Here is a 17,164-nt window from a genome sequence, read left to right as displayed (position 1 = left end):
CTAACCCAGCCGGGCCGCCGCCGCGGCGATCCGCTCGTCGGTTGCGGTGAGCGCCACCCGCACGTACTGCGCGCCGGCCGGGCCGTAGAACTCGCCGGGCGCCACCAAGATGCCGCGCTGGGCCAGCCAGTCGACGGTGTTGCGGCACGCCTCGCCGCGGGTGGCCCACAGGTAGAGCCCGCCCTGCGACAACTCGATGGTGAAGCCGGCCGCCTGCATCGCCGGCAGCAGCGTCGCGCGGCGGCGGGCGTAGCGCTCACGCTGCTGCTGCTCGTGGGCGTCGTCGTCGAGGGCGGCGACCATGGCCGCCTGAATCGGGGTGGGCACCATCATCCCGGCGTGTTTGCGGACCGCGAGCAGTTCGGCCACCACCGCGGCGTCCCCGGCGACGAAACCGGCTCGGTAGCCCGCCAGCGAGGAGGTCTTCGACAGCGAATGCACCGCCAGCAGGCCGCGGTGGTCGCCGTCGCAGACCGCCGGATGCAGCACCGACCGCGGCTCGGAGTCCCAGCCCAGGCCCAGATAGCACTCGTCGGAGACCACCAGGACGTCGTGCTCGCGGGCCCAGCCCACGACAGCGCGCAGCTCGTCGGCGGTCGCGATCGCCCCGGTCGGGTTGCTCGGCGAATTCAGGTACACCAGGGCCGGCGGCGGACCGTCGAGCAGCTGCGGGGCGTCGCTGCGCACCCACCGCGCCCCAGCCAGCCGAGCGCCCACTTCGTAGGTCGGGTAGGCCAGTTCGGGGACCACGACCGCGTCCTGATCGCCGAGGCCGAGCAGGCTTGGCAGCCAAGCGATGAGTTCTTTGGTGCCGATGACGGGCAGCACCGCCGACTCGGCCAGGCCGGTGATCCCGTAACGCCGTTGCAGCGCGGCGACCGCCGAAGCGCGCAGCGCCGCAGTGCCGGCAGTGGTGGGATACCCCGGCGCGGAGGACGCCGCAGCCAGTGCCTCGCGGATGACCGGGGCCACCGGATCGACCGGGGTGCCGACGGACAGGTCGACGATGCCGTCGGGATGCGCCTTGGCCAGTGCCGTCGCCTCGGCCAGGGTGTCCCAGGGAAATGTCGGCAGTGCGGCCGATCTGCCGCCGCGCACGGGACTCACGAGGCTGCGGCGACGCAGGGCGGATTCATCGGTCCTGATAGTAGAGGCCGCTGCGGCGTCGCGACCACCACGGCCCATCGGGGCTAGGACCGGCTATGCACTCAGTTGTTGTGCAACAAGTTGCATAGGTGGTGCCCGGCTGCCTATGCTCCCCGCGTGGCACTTCCGCACGCGATCCTGGTGTCGTTGAGCGAGCAGTCGGGTTCGGGCTACGAGCTCGCCCACCGCTTCGACCGCTCGATCGGCTATTTCTGGAGCGCCACCCACCAGCAGATCTACCGGACGCTGCGAGCCATGGAGGCCGACGGCTGGGTGCAGGTGACCGAGGTAGCCCAGCAGGGCCGCCCGGACAAGAAGGTCTACACCGTCGCCGAGGCCGGTCGCGCGGAGCTGGCCCGCTGGATCGCGGCCCCACTGGCCGGGCGCGGAAGCTCGGTGGTGGACAACCGGCTGCGCGAACTGGCCGTCAAGATCCGCGGCGCCGGCCACAGCGACCGCGCCACGGTGCGCGCACAGGCCGTGGACCTGCGCGCCGAACGTGGCGAGCGATTGGACGTCTACCGCGCACTGGAGAAGAAGCAGTTCCCGGATCCCCGCTCCCTGACGGGCGCCGCGCTGCATCAGTACCTGGTGTTGCGGGGCGGCATTCGCGCGGAGGAGAGCGCAATTGACTGGCTTGACGAGGTTACCCGGGCGCTGCAGTGACCGGGACACTGCGATGAAGGGACCGCTGTGACAACAGAATCCATCAATCCCTACCCGCTCTTGATGACCCCGCTGGACCTGGGTTTCACGACCCTGCCCAACCGGGTGGTCATGGGTTCGATGCACACCGGCCTGGAAGACCGCGCCGGCGACACCGCCAAACTGGCCGAGTACTTCGCGGCACGCGCCCGCGGCGGCGTAGGGCTGATCATCACCGGCGGATACGCCCCGAACCGGTCAGGTTGGCTACTGCCGTTCGCCTCAGCAATGACCACCCGCGCCGACGCGCGACGCCATCGGCGCATCACCGAAGCCGTGCACGATGCCGGCGGCAAGATCGCGCTGCAGATTCTGCATGCGGGACGCTATGCCTACCACCCGTTTTCGGTCAGCGCCTCGAGCATCAAGGCACCGATCAATCCGTTCCGGCCGCGGGCGTTGACCACCCGCGGGGTCGAGTCGACGATCGCCGACTTCGCCCGAGCCGCCGAATTGGCCCGCGAGGCCGGTTATGACGGGGTGGAGATCATGGGCAGCGAGGGCTACCTGCTGAACCAGTTCCTGGCAGCGCGCACCAACCGGCGCACGGACGGCTACGGCGGTAGTGCGGCCAATCGGCGCCGCTTCCCGGTGCAGATCGTGGCTCGCACACGCGCGGCCGTTGGCGACGACTTCATCATCTGCTACCGGATGTCGATGGCCGACTACGTCGAGGATGGCCAAAGCTGGGAGGAGATCCTCACGCTGGCAACCGAAGTCGAGGAAGCCGGCGCCACCATGATCAACTCCGGCTTCGGCTGGCATGAAGCGCGGGTGCCGACCATCGTGACGTCGGTCCCGGGCAACGCATTCGTCGACATCAGCAGCGCCGTCGCCGATCACGTCACCATCCCGGTAGTGGCATCCAACCGGATCAACATGCCGCAGGCCGCCGAACGGGTCCTCGCCGAGACCTCGGTGCGCTTGATCTCGATGGCCCGCCCGATGCTGGCCGACCCGGACTGGGTGCGCAAGGCTGCCGACGGCCGCGCCGATGAGATCAACACCTGCATCGCGTGCAATCAGGCCTGCCTGGACCACGCCTTCGTGCACAAGAAGGTCTCCTGCCTGGTCAACCCCCGAGCCGGTCACGAGACCACGCTGGTGCTCAGCCCGACGCGGCGGCGCCGGCGCATCGCGGTGGTGGGCGCCGGGCCGGCCGGGTTGTCCGCGGCGGTGTCGGCCGCCGAACGCGGGCACGAGGTGACACTGTTCGAGGCGAACGAGGTCATCGGCGGCCAATTCGACTTGGCCAGAAGGATTCCCGGCAAGGAAGAGTTCGCCGGGACGATCCGCTACTACACCACCATGCTGGACAAGTACGCGGTTGCGGTACGCCTGGGCAGCCGCGCCCACGTCGACGAGTTGATCGGCTTCGACGAGGTGGTGCTGGCCACCGGGGTCAAACCGCGGATCCCGCAGATCCCGGGCATCGAGCATCCGATGGTGATGTCGTATGCCGAGGCGATCGCGGGCCGACCGGTGGGTTCCTCGGTGGCGGTGGTGGGTGCCGGCGGAATCGGTTTCGACGTCAGTGAGTTCCTGGTACTGGACTCCCCCGACTCTTCGCCGACGCTGCATCTCAAAGAGTGGAAGGCCGAATGGGGCGCCGCCGACCCTTGGGAGGCCAGGGGCGCGTTGCTGCCGCCGGACCCGGCGCCGCCGGCCCGCCAGGTCTACCTGTTGGCCCGCACCGCGGGCGCCCAGGGCCGCAAGTTGGGCAAGACCAGCGGCTGGGTCCATCGGGCATCGTTGAAGGCCAAGAACGTGCAGCAGCTCTCCGGGGTGAACTACGACCGCATTGATGACGACGGGCTGCACATCAGCTACGGCCCGAACAAGTCGCGCCCGCAGGTGTTGGCCGTGGACAACGTGGTGATCTGCGCCGGGCAGGAGTCGGTGCGCGACCTCGAGGACGGATTGCGTCAGCACGGCGTGAGCCCGCACATCATCGGCGGGGCGGCACTGGCGTCCGAGCTGGATGCCAAGCGGGCCATCAAGCAGGGCACCGAGCTGGCCGCGCGACTGTAACGAGCGTCACTGCGGACGCGATCGACGAGCCCATAGCATATGTCCTTGCGCAGCAGGGAAATAGGCCGAATGACGCGCAGAGCCGAATTCATATCTTGATGCGTATAAATCTAATCCTGCTGTCCACCAGCATAATCAGCCTCCCCTAGGCCGATCTGAACGACCGGTCGATTTGACGCCGTAACGCCCTGGCAGATTTCTCTGCATCGGCGCCCTGCGCATTTCTTTCATGGTGATGCATTGGGTGGACACGGTTTTCGACATCCGGTTCCCTTAGCGCAACTTGAGGCGTTCTCAGGTTGATTTGCGGTTCTGCAGCTCGGAGGGAGCGGTGTCATGGCGCGTCGGCAGGGCGTGAAGGGTGATCCCAGCGTTGGGTGGGTTGGTGCGCGTGGGAGTGCCCGGCGCGGGTGCGCTGCGGCGGGTGTGGGCGCGTTTTTGGCCTTAGGGTCGGCGGTAGCGCCGCCAGCCCAAGCCGATGAACTGGACTGGTTGTCCGATCTGTTCGATCCGACCCTGTGGACCGCATCGGGGTGGGAATCAACACCCTGGTGGGACAGCCTGGATCTGACATGGACTGACCCGTTGGCGGGGGCAGCCTTCGGTAGTTCCCTGACCGATTTCGACCAGTGGCTAGTCGAGACCGTCAACGGAGTGGGCCAATCGGTGTTGGCCGATCCATTTGCCTCCCAGATCATCTCGGTCGTCAACGACCCGTTCGTGTACCTGTTCGGCCGCGAACTGCTCGGCAACGGCATCGACGGCTTCACCGGCACCAACGACTCGGTATTCGGCAGCTCAGGGATCTTCGGGGACCTCGGCGACGGCGGCTTCCTATTCGGTGACGGCGGCGCCGGAGCGGCCGGCGCCGACGGCGGCAACGCCGGATGGATCGGCAACGGTGGTGCCGGCGGCGCCGGGCTGGACAGCACCGATGCCGCGGTAGCCGGCGGCAACGGTGGCAACGGCGGCGCCGGCGGCTGGCTACTGGGCAACGGCGGCATCGGCGGGGCCGGCGGAACCGGATTTGACGGTATCGACGGTGCCGGCGGCGCAGGCGGCGCAGGCGGCAACGGCGGCGCCGCCGGCTACCTATTCGGCGACGGCGGCATCGGTGGTGCCGGCGGTGCCGGCGGGCGCGGCGCCGACGGGATCGCGCCAGTGCTCGACGGGCGCGCCGCCGACGGCACCGACGCCGGGACACTGCCCGCCCTCAACACGGCGGGTCTGGCCGGGGGCAACGGCAGCGGCGGTGCGCTCAGCGACACCGGCGCCCAAGCCGGTGGTCACGGCGGCGCCGGTCAAGACAGCCTCAGCGACGACGGCATCACCAACGCCCTCGGCGGAAACGGCGGCAACGGCGGCACCGGAGCAACCGGGGCAGCCGGCGGCAACGGCGCCGACGGCGGATCAGCACAAGCCATCACCGGCACCACCGCCACCGGAGGCGACGGCGGTAACGGCGGCAACGGCGGCAACGGCGTGGCGGGTTTCGCCGGCGGCGCCGGCGGCGACGGTGGTGCCGGCGGCCGCTCGGGCCTGTTCGGTGCCGCCGCCATCGGAGGTATCGGTGGCGCCGGTGGAGCCGGCGGCGCGGGCACCGCCGGCGGCGACGGCGGCAACGCAGGAAACGGCGGCAACGCCGCCGGAACCACCGCCGACCACACCACCGTCGACAGCACCGTGACCGCCACCGGCGGCAACGGCGGTCTCGGAGGTAACGGCGGCATCGGAGGTGCCGGCGGCAACGGCGGCGCAGGAGGCAATGGCGGCGCCGGCGGCAAGACCGGCATCTTCGGACTGCGCCCGCCAGCCGCCGACGGCAACGGCGGCGCCGGCGGCGCAGGCGGCGACAGCGGAACCGGCGGAAACGCCGGCAACGGCGGCAACGCCGGCGACGCAACCACCCAAGGCGGCAACGGCGGCGCAGGCGGCACCGGCGGCGACGCCGGAGCGATCGGCCTCGGCGGCCAAGGCGGCCACGGCGCCACCACCGGCGCCAACGGCACCAACGGCCGCTACGGCGGATCCGACGACGCCCTCAGCGGCAACGGCGGAAACGGCGGCGCAGGCGGAAACGGCTACCTCACCACCCTCAACCCCGCCTCCACCGGCAACGGCGGCACCGGCGGAAACGCCGGCAACGGCGGCGCAGGCGGCAACATCGGCAACGGCGGCAACGGCGGCACCGGCGGAAACGGCTCCGCAGGCACCAACGGCATCAATCCCGCCTTCAACCAGACCGGCGCCGCCACAAGAGGGACCAACGGCAAGTTGAACGGCGCGCCCGACGGTAGTGGAGATGGCTCAAGCGGCACAGCCGGTGCCGATGGCAGCACCGCCGGCCAACGCGGCGGCGACGGCGGATACGGCGGAGCCGGGGAAATGACCCAGTTCTGGCCTGGAACCATCAACGGCGGCAACGGCGGTGACGGCGGTAACGGCGCCGACCACGCCAACGGCGGCATCGGTGGGCGCGGCGGCGACGCCCTCGCCGACACCGTCAACTACGGCAGCACCGCCCACGGCGGGGATGGCGGAGACGGCGGCAACGGTGGCGCGGGCGGCAACGGAGGTGCGGGCGGCAACGGCGGTGACCAGGGCAGCGATTTCGGTACCGGCGGTGACGGCGGCAACGGCGGCAACGGCGGTGCCGGCGCCAACGGCGGCAACGGCGGCAGGGGCGGGTACGCCCTGACACTGGGCTATCCCACCAGCAATATCGGTAACACCGGCGGCTACGGCGGAAACGGCGGCACGGGCGGAGACGGCGCCGCCGGAACGGCTGGCGGGGCGGGCGGAGCCGGAGGGACCGGTGGAGCCGGCGGTGTGATCCGCGGCGACGGCGGCATCGGTGGAGCCGGCGGAAACGGCGCCGCAGGTGGAAACGGCGACAGCGGCGGCAACGGCGGCAACGGCGGCAACGGCGGCGACGGGAGGGGGATCTGCGGCTGCTCCATCAGCGGCAACGGCGGCGACGGTGGGGACGGCGGAGCCGGTGGGGACGGCGGCGCCGGCGGCGCAGGCGGCAACGGCGGCGCAGGCGGGATCGCCCTCGGCGCCGGCAACGATGGCGCGCACGGTGCCGGCGGCACGGGCGGCGTAGGGGGAACCGGCGGCGCAGGCGGAAACGGCGGAGCCAGAGGCGCTGCGGGCGAAATACCCTCGGGCGGCTATAAGGGCAGCGTCGGTGAACTAGGCCGCAACGGTGCCGACGGCGCGACCGGTACCACCGGATCTAACGGCTTGTCGGGTCCGCCGGCCGCCTGATATCAGGCGATTTCGGCGCGGTTTCTCCCGCTCAGCGGGAGAAACCGCGCCGAAATCGCAATAGGGTCAGATCGCTAGCGGTGCGTAGTCCGTGGTGCGCTGACGAGCCGGACGGCCGATGCCTTCGGCGATCGACGTCAGCTCCGCGATGGTCTTGGCCGAGCCGTGCTCGGAGCCGGCCATCCGCGAGATGGTCTCCTCCATCAAGGTGCCGCCCAGGTCGTTGGCGCCGCCATTGAGCATCACCTGGGTGCGCTCCACTCCCAACTTGACCCAGCTGGTCTGGATGTTGGGGATGCGGCCGTGCAACATGATCCGCGCCAACGCGTGCACCGCGCGGTTGTCGCGATGACTCGGGCCGGGCCGCGCCCCGCCGGCCAGGTACAGCGGCGAGCTCTGATGCACGAACGGCAACGGCACGAACTCGGTGAAACCGCCTGTGCGGTCCTGGATGCCACGCAACACCCGCATGTGTCCGATCCAGTGCCGCGGGGAATCGATGTGGCCGTACATCATCGTCGAACTGGACCGCAGCCCCACCTCGTGCGCGGTGCTGACCACCTCCACCCACATCGAGGTCGGCAGCTTGCCTTTGGTGAGCACCCAGCGGATCTCGTCGTCGAGGATCTCGGCGGCGGTGCCCGGAATGCTGCCCAGTCCCGCCTCACGCAGACTGATCAGCCAATCCCGAATACTCAAGCCGCTCTTGGACACCCCGTTGGTGATCTCCATCGGAGAGAACGCGTGCACGTGCATCGACGGCACCCGCGCCTTGACCGCGCGAACCAGATCGGCGTAGCCGGTGACCGGCAGCTCCGGGTCGATGCCGCCCTGCATGCAGACCTCGGTAGCGCCGGCCAGATGCGCCTCGTAGGCACGTTCCCCGACCTCGGCGTTCGACAGCGAAAACGCGTCGGCGTCCCCTTTGCGCTGGGCGAAGGCACAGAACCGGCAACCGACGTAGCAGATGTTGGTGAAGTTGATGTTCCGGTTGACCACGTAGGTCACGTCGTCACCGACGGTGTCGCGGCGCAGCGAGTCGGCCAGTGCGGCAACGGCATCCATGGCCGGCCCGTCCGCGGTGGCCAATGCCAGATACTCGGCGTCGGTGCAGCCGGCCGGGTCACGCTCGGCTGAACGCAGCGCGGCCAGCACATCGGTGTCGACGCGTTCGGGCGCACGAGCCGCCAGTTGGTGAATCTGCTCGCGGATCGACTCCCAGTCCCCGAAAGCGCTGCCCAAATCACTGCGCGTCTCGGTGGCCCGGCCGTCGACGTCGATCGCGGTGTGCAGATCCACCCGGCCGGCGGACTGCACCTCATCGGGTTCCTGCCAGGCCAGCCCGACCGGATTGATGTCGCGGGCCCAGCCAGTGTCCGGATCGGCCAGCGCCGCCACGTGCGGGCGCACGCGCGGATCGATCCACGCCGCACCGGCCAGCACGTAGTCGGGCTGAGCGGTAAGCCGCTGCACCAGGTCGTAACCGGCTTGCTCGGTGATCGCGGCCAGATCGTCCAGTGCCGGCCAGGGCCGCTCCGGGTTGACGTGGTCGGGGGTCAGCGGCGACACCCCGCCCCAGTCGTCGACCCCGGCGCCGATCAGCGCCAGGCATTCTTCGGCCGACACCAGATTGGGCGGTGCCTGCACCCGCATCTTGGGGCCCAGCACTAGCCGGGTCGCCGCCACCGTAGCCAGGAAATCCTCGAAACCGGTGTCGGGCACCGCCGCCATCGCGGTGTGCTCTTTGGCCCGGAAGTTCTGCACGATGACTTCCTGGATGTGCCCGAACTCTTTGTGCACCTTGCGAATCGCGTGCAGGGTGTCGGCACGCTCGGCGAGCGTCTCGCCGATGCCGACCAACAGTCCGGTGGTGAACGGGATCGAGAGTCGGCCCGCGTCGGCCAGCGTGCGCAGGCGCACCACCGGATCCTTGTCCGGGCTGCCGTAGTGCGCCAGGCCCTTGGTCTCGAACAGCCGCCGGGAGGTGGTTTCGAGCATCATGCCCATCGACGGCGCCACCGGCTTGAGCCGCGACATCTCCGACCAGCTCATCACCCCTGGGTTCAGGTGCGGCAGCAGGCCGGTCTCCTCCAGCACCAGGATGGCCATCGCCCGTACGTAGGCCAGCGTGCTGTCATAGCCGCGCTCGTCGAGCCACTGCCGCGCCTCGGGCCAGCGGTCCTCGGGCCGGTCGCCGAGCGTGAACAGCGCCTCCTTGCAACCCAACTCGGCGCCCCGGCGGGCGATGTCGAGGATCTCATCGGGACCCAGGTACATCTGTTTGCCCTGCGCACGCAGCACGCCGGGCACGGTGACGAAGGTGCAGTAGTGGCAGGTGTCGCGGCACAGATGGGTGACCGGGATGAACACCTTGCGCGAGTAAGTGACCGGCAGCCGTCCGCCCGGTCCGCGTCGGCCTCCCGACACCAAACCGGCGTCTCGGACCCGGGCGGCGCTCGCACATAGGTCGGCCAGGTCACTGCCACGCGCGGTCATGGCGATCGCGGTTTCCTCAACATTGAGGAGCACGCCGTCGCGGGCGCGTCGCAGTACGCGGCGCAGTGCCGACGAGTTCGTCATCCGCGCGTCACCCGCATCCGGAATCTCGCGCATGCCATAAGCGCCACAGTAGCCGCCGCGCCAACCGGGCTGGCGAGCGCACACCAGGCCAGACGGTCCGCCCGGGTCACCCGGCCGTCGCGAGTGCAGTCAGCGCTTGGCGACGCCGCCACAGCACCCACCCGGGCGGCGCGCTGCCCAGCACGATCATCAGCAGCACGCCGTAGGCCATCACGCCGCGGTCGGCGAAAATCAGGTCGTCACCCGGACCACCGAAGGTCATCAGCGCGATGGTCAACAACCAGGTCCACAGCGGCAGCACCGCCAACCGCAGCGACTCGGTGCAGCGCTGCGCCACCCACACCAGGCCAGCGTTGACCAGGCCCCCAATCAGGGCACTGAGCGGAAAGGGGACGGCACCGATGTGCGCAGGCAACAGCAGCGCGGTGGCCACGGCGCAGAGCGCGCCGTCGAGGGCGAGCAGCGCCAACACGACGAAGTTGAATGCCGGCGCATCAGTGGGCATCGCGGGCTCGGTGAGCGACGCGACGGGGCTCAAGTGGGGATGCTCTCCAGCTGGCTGACCAACGAACCGACCATCCACTGGTAGCTGTCGAGCCACCACTGCCAGTGCTCCAAGTTCGGGTCCAGATCGGGATCCATGCCTAAACCACCTAAGTCCTTGCCTCTACAAAACTGCTCAGCAGGAGCCTACCTTGTGACCGTCGTCATCGAGCTGAAGTCCGGCCAGGAGATCGGTTTCCCATCCCCGGTCGTCGCGTGGACCGGGTTCACCGGCCACCAGGACGTAATGTTCAGCATCCAAGATCGGCTGGACCACGTTGTTCGACAACGCGAACGCCCGGCCGGTCGGCCCGACGGTGATCTGGGTGGCGTGGGCGTTCATGGCTGCCACCTTGGCCGCGCGTGCCTCCGCAGCCTCGATCACCGCATCGATCCGGTCATCGGAGAAGTCCCCGACCGCCGGCTGGTCCGGCGCATCGGCCGCCGTCCAATGCGGCAGCCGGTCGGTGTCTCGCAGCTCTTCCAGGGCGGTCCGTCGGGCGCTGCCGGCGGTCACCGTCCAGTAGAACTTCGGCGTGGCCCACCCCGGTTCGGAGCCGTCCTCTGCCGCCGCGGCCAGCGCCGCGGTGGTGACGTGATGGGCGTGTATGTGGTCGGGATGACCGTACCCGCCGTTCGGGTCGTAGCTGACGACCACGTGCGGGCGTAGCTTCCGGACGATGGCCGCCAGCGCCCCGACGGTCTCGGCGTCGGCGGCGTCTATGAACCGCTGCTGGCGCCGCGCCGGCGTGCCGGTCATCCCCGAGTCACGCCAGCGTCCCGCGCCGCCGAGAAACTGCGGCGGGCCGACTCCCAACGCCTGCAGCGCCGCAGTCAGCTCACCGATCCGATAGCCGCCCAACTGGTCGGCCCCGTCCACCGCCAGGCGCGCCCACCGGTCCCCGATGACCTCGCCCTCCTCCCCCAGCGTGCAGGTGACCACATGCACGTCGGCGCCGCGGGCGGCGTAATGGGCGATCGTCGCCCCGGTGGTCAGGGTTTCGTCATCGGGGTGGGCATGCACGAACAGCAACCGTGGAATCGGATCCGACACGCCAAAACCCTACCGCCGCACGCCGAATGGATCGGCGTCCTTCGCACCGATCAGAACAGGCCGCCGAACAGCCCATCCCAGTCGATGCTGCCCAACAGCAGCGCGAGGTTGTCACCCTGAATCGCGTTGACGATGTCGTTGAACTCGTCTGGACCGAACCCGAGCAGGGTGGTCCAGTCGGTGTCGAGGATCGCCGGGTCGAAGTGGCCGAGCAGGCTGTCGTGGGTATCGAAGCTGATCCCAAACAGCTCGTTGAACGCGGCCTCATTCTGCGCCAGCACCGTGTTGTTGATGCTGAAGATCCAGTTCACGACGTCATTGAATTCAGGGTTGTCGCCGAACAGCCGCTCGGCGGCGGCCTGCTGTGCGGCGACAAGCGCACTGTTGAACTCCGCCTCCATCGCGATGATGGCGGAGTTCATCGCCTGCTGCGCGTCCGGGATCGCCTGCAGGAGGAGGCTGAAGCCGGTTGCCAAGTCAGCCGCAGCAATGTTGGCAACCTGCGCGGTTCCACCGCTGAACGCCCCGACACCCGGGATCTCTGCCGCACCCAGGTCAGGCGTGAAAGAAGACAACCCGATCGGCAGGTTCTGCGGGTCGAAGCTGCCCCCGGTCAGCTCGTTCAACACGCTCGCGTCCAGCTCGCCCCCGTGGAACGTCGAGCCGAGTCCGTAGGCGCCGTCGCCGCTCTCGAAGAGCAGCGAGCCCAGGTTGATCTCCTGGACGTCGGCCCCGCCGCCGACGATGTCCGGGCGGACGTGGTTCTCGATGACGTCCAGGCTCGGGCTCACGTCGACGTTTGCCGCGGCCAGGTCGACGTCGCGAATCTGCACCTCTGGCAGGGCCGGGGTCATCGACGTCAGTACTGCGACCAGACCTCCGACACCAAGAGCTGCGGCCGCGACAGTGGCGCAGCGGTGAGCGAGGTGTTCCATTGACAAATCCCCCTCCGACGAGTCCAGCGCAGGTTTGCTTAATCTTACCCAAGAATTGCCTGTGCGCAAGACTTCGTTAATGCCGATTCCGGCTGGCGTTCACCTGTTGCTCCCCCGTGGACCTCCAGCCTGGGCAAGCCTAACGCCTGGGTATTTCGCTAGGGCAGCTTGACCCAGTTTCCGGCTTCGCCAACGATGCCCACCGGTACTGCGCCGGTCAGGCTGACGTTGGTCACGCTCGGACCGACTGCCACGATCGTGGTGTCTTGCAGGATCGGCAGCACCGTCGCCATATTCCACAACCGGGGTTCGACGGAGGCGATCACTTCGCCGATGGACTTGCTGCCATCGATGGCCGCATCGATCTCGGCCTGGATGGCATGGTCGCAGACGCCGGTGATGTTCGACGGAGCCTGAATCAGCGCCCCGGGCGCGGCGGAGCGGGGCGGAACCTTCGAGGTCGTCGTGGCCGGTGCCGGCGCTGGCGCTGGGGACTGCGAGGCCGGAGTCGCCGACGGCCCCGGCACCGGGCTGACCGAAGTGGGTACGGTCGTGGGAGCCATCGCACCGCAGCCGTAGCGCGAAGCCAGCAGCGTCGCCAGGTCGCCGCCGGCCTGCTGCCAGCCGACGATCGCATCGACCTGGTGGGTGACCAGCGCTTCCCGGTAGAGCTTCACCGGGTCCAGCGCGAGGACCGTGGCGGCAATCCCGACGTTGCGCAATTGGTCGGCGGCGGTGTTGGCCACGGCCTGCGAGGTCGGATCGTTTGCCGCCACCCCGATGACCAGCGACAGCTGTTCTCCGCCCTTGCTGATCCGCCCCCGGGTGATCTCCGGCGGGTGCGGCACACCAGTGGCGGAGCCGGCCGGGGGAACCAGCGCGGAGGGCGGCGCATCCTTCTCGACTCGGTAGCCGGCCGCCTGCAACAGTGCCAGCGCGGCCGATTCGGACATCGCCGGCGGCGCGGTGGGCACATAGCCGGGGTCGCTGGGAGTGCGGATCTGGGCCTGGTCCAAGGTGACGGTGTTGTCGCTGCCGGCGCCCACCGTGGCCAGCAGGCCGACGTCGAGCAGGCCCAGGATGGCCCGGCGAACCCGCACATCGGCCAACTTGGGTTCCGCTGCCCGCAGCGCGAGCTGCATGATTCGGGGCGTGACCACCCGGGTGGTCTGTACCCCGGGGATCACCGACAGCTGCGCGAACGCCGCCGAGCCGCCGTGCACCTGAGCCACCTGGGTGTCCCCGTTACGGATCGAGTCGGCCAGCGCTGCCGCTGACCCGGCGCGGCGGAACAGGACCAGGTCCGGCTTGGCCGGCGGGCCCCAGTAGCGGTCGTTGCGGGCGAGCAGGATCGCGTCGCGCTGCGGGTCGATGTTCTCCACCCGGAACTGACCGCCGGTGACCGGCAGGGCACGAGCCAGGCCGGCCGGGAAACCGCCCGGCACGTCCTTGACGATGTGCGCCGGAACGATGTTGTTGAACAGTTCCCGCCACGCCGGGTACGGCTTGGCGAAGGTGACCACCACCTGCTTGCCGCCTTCGACGGAGTGCACACCGGTGATCAGGTCATAGCCCGCCGGGTCGACGACACCGGGCTGGGTGACCATCTGCTGCCACAGGTACCAGAAGTCGTCGGCGGCGATCGGTGCGTTGTCGGTCCAGGACGCCTCGGGCCGGATCCGGTAGGTCACCGTGAACGGCGCCTCGGAAGTCACGGTGGCCGACACCAACAGCGTCGGGTCCATCTCCCACCGCGAGCCGGTAGGCGTACTGGAGTCCGGAATGGGCCGAAACGCGCTGGGCAGCACCAGTGCGCTGATCGCCGCGGTAACTGCCGACAGGTCCGACCGCAGGTGGGGATTGAAGCCGGCCCCGATGGAATCGATGCCCATGATGATCTGGCTGATTCGCGGTGGCGGCGGCGCTGCGCTCTTCGGCGTCTCGGTGCTCTGCGGTGCCGGCGGCGGGTTCACCGTGCACCCCGAGATCGCCTGCGTCAGCACCAGCATCGTTGCCGAAACCAGTGCCCCCGCCGTGACATGGGCGCGGCGGGCTGGTCTCGGCACGGCCACCAGGGTATCCGGGCGGCGTTTTCGGCGCGAAGACCGTCGAGCAGCGCGCAAAACCGCGCCCAAACCTAGAGGTTCTTGGCCCGGGAGCGGCTGCGTGCCCGCAGCGTGGAGTCCAGTTCGACCTTGCGGACCCGGACCACTTCGGGGGTGACCTCGACGCACTCGTCGGCCGCGCAGAACTCCATCGCCTGCTCCAGATCAAGCTCGATCGGACGGGCCAGCGTCTCCATCACATCGGCGGTCGATGACCGCATGTTGGTGAGCTTCTTCTCCTTGGTGACATTGATGTCGAGGTCCTCGGCCCGAGGATTGATCCCCACCACCATGCCTTGGTAGGTGTCCTGGCCCGGCTCGACGAAGAACTGCCCACGGTCGGCCAACTGGATCAGCGCGAACGGGGTGATGGACCCGGCCCGGTCGGACACCAGCGACCCGGTGTGCCGGGCGCGGATCTCGCCGGCCCACGGCTGGTAGCCCTCGAACACCGCATTGGCGATACCGGTGCCGCGCGTCTCGGTCAGAAAGTCGGTGCGCCAACCGATCAGGCCGCGGCTGGGGATGATGAACTCCATCCGCACCCACCCGGTGGTGTGGTTGGCCATCTCGGTCATCCGGCCTTTGCGGCCGGCCGCCAGCTGGGTGATGGCGCCGACGTACTCCTCGGGGCAGTCGACGGTCAGGTGCTCGAACGGCTCGTGCACCTTGCCGTCGATCTTCTTGGTCACCACCTGCGGCTTGCCGACGGTCAGCTCGAAGCCCTCTCGGCGCATCTGCTCGACGAGGATGGCCAGCGCCAGCTCCCCTCGGCCCTGCACCTCCCAGGCGTCGGGGCGGCCGATGTCGACCACCCGGACCGACACGTTGCCGATCAGCTCGGTGTCCAGACGAGACTTGACCATCCGTGCGGTCAACTTGTGGCCGGAGACCTTGCCCGCCAGCGGCGAGGAGTTGGTGCCGATCGTCACCGAGATCGCCGGTTCGTCGACAGTGATGCGCGGCAGCGCGACCGGAGAGGCCAGATCAGCCAGGGTGTCGCCGATCATGATGTCGCTGATACCGGCGACGGCGACGATATCCCCGGCGCCGGCCTCTTCGGTCGGGTTGCGTTCGACTCCCTCGGTGACCAGCAGCTCGGTGATCTTCGCGGTGGTGGTCACCGGTTCGCCGTCGACCTCACGCATCCAGGCGACCTGCTGGCCCTTGCGGATGCGGCCGTTGTAGACCCGGATCAGGGCGAGCCGGCCCAGAAATGGCGAGGCATCGAGGTTGGTGACCAACGCCTGCAGCGGCGCCTCCGGGTCGCCCGACGGCGGCGGGACGTGCTCGAGCAACACGTCGAACAGCGGGTCGAGGTTGTCGCCGTCCGGAATCTGACCGTCGGCAGGCGCGGTGGTGCTGGCCACCCCGGCCCGGCCGGAGGCGTACAGCGTGGGCAATCCCAGGGCGTGTTCCGCAGCGGCCTGCGCCTCGTCGTCGAGGTCGCTGGCCACGTCGAGCAGCAGGTCGTGGCTGGCGTCGACCACCTCGGCAATGCGGGCGTCGGGCCGGTCGGTCTTGTTGACGACCAGGATCACCGGCAGGTGCGCGGCCAGCGCCTTGCGCAGCACGAATCGGGTCTGCGGCAGCGGCCCCTCGGACGCGTCGACCAGCAGGACCACGCCGTCGACCATGGACAGCCCGCGCTCCACCTCGCCGCCGAAGTCAGCGTGGCCCGGGGTGTCGATCACGTTGATGACGGTGACGGTTCCATCGGGGTGGTGGCGATGCACGGCCGTGTTCTTGGCCAGGATCGTGATGCCCTTTTCCCGCTCCAGATCCCCGGAGTCCATGACGCGCTCCTGCGCCTCACCGCGTTCCTGCAGGGCGCCGGACTGGCGGAGCATGGCGTCGACCAGAGTCGTCTTGCCGTGGTCTACGTGCGCGACGATGGCGACGTTACGAAAGTTCACCGGGCGATTCTGCCAGCGCACCCTGTCAATCGCGAAAACGTGAAGCCTAGAGCAATGAAGGTCACAGCCCCAGCGGGGACTCCGCGGAGAACCTCTCGAGCTCCTTGAGGTGCAGTTCGGTCAACGATTGCAGGCATTGTGCCGCCGTTTCGGTGAGCTGAAGCCGGATCACCCGCTGGTCGCCGCTGTCGCGGACCCGGGTGACCAGGCCGGCCGTTTCGGCCCGCTGAATCAGCTCTCCGGCACTGTGGTGGCGCAACAGCAGGTATTCCGCGATGTCGCCGACCGTCGGCCCCCGCGAATCGCTGTGGCCGCGCACCGCCAGCAGCAACTGGTGCTGCGCAGGGGTGAGTCCGGCCGCTTGCGCCTGGTCGGCGCTCCACCGCTCGAAGCGCCGCAACCGCGTGCGGAACGCAAGCAGTCGGGAATAGACCTCGTCAGGCAGTGGCACGTCTGTAACTTTATGCCGAGCCCCGCCGGCGCGCGCAGCTCAGCTCAGCTGTGCGGTGATCCGAATTTCAACCACTGCCCCCGGGATGGCCAGTTCGGAGATCCCGACGGCTGTCCACGCGGGGTACGGGGCGGAAACGTAGGCGTCCTTGACGGCGATGAATCGGTCGATCTGCGCAGAGAGCCCGACGTGGTAGGTGGTCATCTCAACGACGTCGGCAAAGGTCAGGCCCACCTCGCCGAGCAGACCGCGCAGATTCTCGAAGGCCAGGGTGATCTGCTCCGCGGGGTCCTCCGGCACCGAAAGGTCCGGCCGGATGCCGATCATGCCCGAGCAGCGCAGCTGATCTCCGACGATGACGGCCGGCGCATAGTGAAAATTGGCGTAGATCGGCTTCATCCACTCGGGAATCACGACCTTCATGGTTG

Annotated in this window: 12 protein-coding genes; 3 read left to right on the top strand and 9 right to left on the bottom strand. The window is 69.1% G+C overall.

Features of this window, described 5'->3' with window-relative positions; genetic code table 11:
• Complete coding sequence (gene dapC / locus ACKY0X_RS06010; RefSeq protein ID WP_409429522.1) at positions 1 to 1,098, bottom strand: succinyldiaminopimelate transaminase; 1,098 nt, start codon at positions 1,096 to 1,098, stop codon at positions 1 to 3.
• A 165-nt stretch (positions 1,099 to 1,263) separates the two neighbouring features.
• Between dapC and ACKY0X_RS06005 the strand changes: the two genes are divergently transcribed.
• From ACKY0X_RS06005 to ACKY0X_RS05995, 3 genes are all read left to right on the top strand, one after another.
• Complete coding sequence (locus ACKY0X_RS06005; RefSeq protein WP_409428704.1) at positions 1,264 to 1,812, top strand: PadR family transcriptional regulator; 549 nt, start codon at positions 1,264 to 1,266, stop codon at positions 1,810 to 1,812.
• 63 nt (positions 1,813 to 1,875) lie between these two features.
• Positions 1,876 to 3,882: an FAD-dependent oxidoreductase gene (locus ACKY0X_RS06000; RefSeq protein ID WP_409429521.1), complete on the top strand. Its 2,007-nt coding sequence runs from the start codon at positions 1,876 to 1,878 to the stop codon at positions 3,880 to 3,882.
• 336 nt (positions 3,883 to 4,218) lie between these two features.
• The gene (locus ACKY0X_RS05995; RefSeq protein WP_409428703.1) at positions 4,219 to 7,152 is read left to right on the top strand and encodes a PE family protein; all 2,934 of its coding nucleotides are present in this window, start codon (positions 4,219 to 4,221) and stop codon (positions 7,150 to 7,152) included.
• Positions 7,153 to 7,218: 66 nt separating this feature from the next.
• Here the strand turns inward: ACKY0X_RS05995 and ACKY0X_RS05990 are convergent, their stop codons facing one another.
• The 8 genes from ACKY0X_RS05990 to ACKY0X_RS05955 all read right to left on the bottom strand — a co-directional run bounded on the left by ACKY0X_RS05990 (position 7,219) and on the right by ACKY0X_RS05955 (position 17,159).
• Positions 7,219 to 9,765: a bifunctional FO biosynthesis protein CofGH gene (locus ACKY0X_RS05990; protein ID WP_409428702.1), complete on the bottom strand. Its 2,547-nt coding sequence runs from the start codon at positions 9,763 to 9,765 to the stop codon at positions 7,219 to 7,221.
• 73 nt (positions 9,766 to 9,838) lie between these two features.
• Positions 9,839 to 10,237, bottom strand: a complete 399-nt coding sequence (locus ACKY0X_RS05985; protein WP_409429520.1) for a hypothetical protein — start codon at positions 10,235 to 10,237, stop codon at positions 9,839 to 9,841.
• Positions 10,238 to 10,411: 174 nt separating this feature from the next.
• On the bottom strand, positions 10,412 to 11,329 hold the full coding sequence (gene mshB / locus ACKY0X_RS05980) for an N-acetyl-1-D-myo-inositol-2-amino-2-deoxy-alpha-D-glucopyranoside deacetylase (RefSeq protein ID WP_409428701.1): 918 nt from the start codon (positions 11,327 to 11,329) through the stop codon (positions 10,412 to 10,414).
• 50 nt (positions 11,330 to 11,379) lie between these two features.
• The gene (locus ACKY0X_RS05975; RefSeq protein WP_409428700.1) at positions 11,380 to 12,264 is read right to left on the bottom strand and encodes a hypothetical protein; all 885 of its coding nucleotides are present in this window, start codon (positions 12,262 to 12,264) and stop codon (positions 11,380 to 11,382) included.
• Positions 12,265 to 12,422: 158 nt separating this feature from the next.
• Positions 12,423 to 14,336, bottom strand: a complete 1,914-nt coding sequence (locus tag ACKY0X_RS05970) for an ABC transporter family substrate-binding protein (RefSeq protein WP_409428699.1) — start codon at positions 14,334 to 14,336, stop codon at positions 12,423 to 12,425.
• Between the two features lie 65 nt (positions 14,337 to 14,401).
• Positions 14,402 to 16,285 (bottom strand): translational GTPase TypA, encoded by a 1,884-nt coding sequence (gene typA / locus ACKY0X_RS05965; RefSeq protein WP_065039405.1) that lies wholly within the window; start codon positions 16,283 to 16,285, stop codon positions 14,402 to 14,404.
• Positions 16,286 to 16,346: 61 nt separating this feature from the next.
• Positions 16,347 to 16,736, bottom strand: a complete 390-nt coding sequence (locus tag ACKY0X_RS05960; protein WP_409428698.1) for a MarR family winged helix-turn-helix transcriptional regulator — start codon at positions 16,734 to 16,736, stop codon at positions 16,347 to 16,349.
• Between the two features lie 39 nt (positions 16,737 to 16,775).
• Positions 16,776 to 17,159, bottom strand: coding sequence for a RidA family protein (locus ACKY0X_RS05955; RefSeq protein ID WP_409428697.1), 384 nt, complete (start codon positions 17,157 to 17,159; stop codon positions 16,776 to 16,778).
• Positions 17,160 to 17,164 lie beyond the last annotated feature (5 nt).

It is taken from the genome of Mycobacterium sp. SMC-11 (assembly GCF_046250095.1).
In the GTDB taxonomy this organism is placed as follows: Bacteria; Actinomycetota; Actinomycetes; order Mycobacteriales; family Mycobacteriaceae; genus Mycobacterium; species Mycobacterium heraklionense_A.
This window is presented reverse-complemented; position numbering and strand designations above follow the sequence as displayed.